Source organism: Streptomyces sp. NPDC029836 (genome assembly GCF_055574495.1).
In genome coordinates this window covers 1-1451 of the sequence record NZ_JBVHZI010000042.1, presented here as the reverse complement: position 1 = coordinate 1451, position 1451 = coordinate 1, and the positions used below count along the sequence as shown (strand labels likewise).

Annotated in this window: 1 protein-coding gene; it reads left to right on the top strand. The window is 69.2% G+C overall.

The annotated features are described in order from the left end of the window. On the top strand, nucleotides 1-1451 hold a 1451-nt coding region (locus tag ACZ4XJ_RS37285), incomplete at both ends, for a 2-oxoacid:acceptor oxidoreductase subunit alpha (protein ID WP_468498876.1).

Genomic DNA, 1451 nt, shown 5'->3' with positions numbered 1-1451 from the left:
GGGACGTTGCCGGGGGTGTCGTCGTTCCAGTTGCATTTCGCCGATCACGACATCCTGACGCCGGGGGACGCGCCGAACGTGCTGGTCGCGATGAATCCGGCGGCGCTGAAGGCGAACATCGCGGACGTGCCGCGGGGCGCGGAGATCATCGTCAACACGGATGAGTTCACCAAGCGTCCGATGGCGAAGGTGGGCTACGCGACGTCGCCGTTGGAGGACGGGTCGCTGGATGCCTACAGCATCCATCCGGTGCCGTTGACGACGTTGACGGTGGAGGCGTTGAAGGACTTCGGGTTGTCGCGGAAGGAGGCCGAGCGCAGCAAGAACATGTTCGCGTTGGGTCTGCTGTCGTGGATGTACCACCGGCCGACGGCGGGGACGGAGGCGTTCCTGCGGCAGAAGTTCGCGAAGAAGCCGCAGATCGCCGAGGCGAACATCGTGGCGTTCCGGGCGGGCTGGAACTTCGGGGAGACGACGGAGGATTTCGCGGTCTCCTACGAGGTGGCGCCGGCCGACAGCGCGTTCCCGGCGGGTACCTACCGCAACATCTCGGGGAACCTGGCGTTGTCGTACGGGTTGATCGCGGCGGGTCGGCAGGCGGATCTGCCGTTGTACCTGGGCTCGTACCCGATCACGCCGGCCTCGGACATCCTGCACGAGTTGAGTCGGCACAAGAACTTCGGGGTGCGGACCTTCCAGGCGGAGGACGAGATCGCCGGGATCGGGGCGGCGCTGGGCGCCGCGTTCGGTGGGGCGCTGGCGGTGACGACGACGTCGGGGCCGGGTGTGGCGTTGAAGTCGGAGACGATCGGGTTGGCGGTGTCGTTGGAGTTGCCGTTGTTGATCGTGGACATCCAGCGCGGCGGGCCCTCGACGGGGTTGCCGACCAAGACGGAGCAGGCCGACCTGTTGCAGGCGATGTACGGGCGCAACGGTGAGGCGCCGGTCCCGATCGTCGCGCCGCGGACCCCGGCCGACTGTTTCGACGCGGCGCTGGACGCGGCGCGGATCGCGTTGACGTACCGGACGCCGGTGTTCCTGCTGTCCGACGGCTACCTCGCCAACGGCTCCGAACCCTGGCGGATCCCGGACGTGGCGGACCTGCCCGACCTCACCGTGCAGTTCGCCACCGAACCGAACCACACCCTCGCCGACGGCACCGAGGTGTTCTGGCCCTACAAGCGGGACCCGCACACCCTGGCCCGCCCGTGGGCCGTGCCGGGCACGGCCGGGCTGGAGCACCGGATCGGCGGCATCGAGAAGCAGGACGGCACGGGCAACATCTCCTACGACCCGGCCAACCACGACCTCATGGTCCGCACCCGCCAGGCCAAGATCGACGGCATCGCCGTTCCCGACCTCACCGTCGACGACCCCGACGGCGCCCGGACCCTCGTCCTGGGCTGGGGCTCCACCTACGGCCCCATCACCGCCGCCGTCCGCCGCCTGCG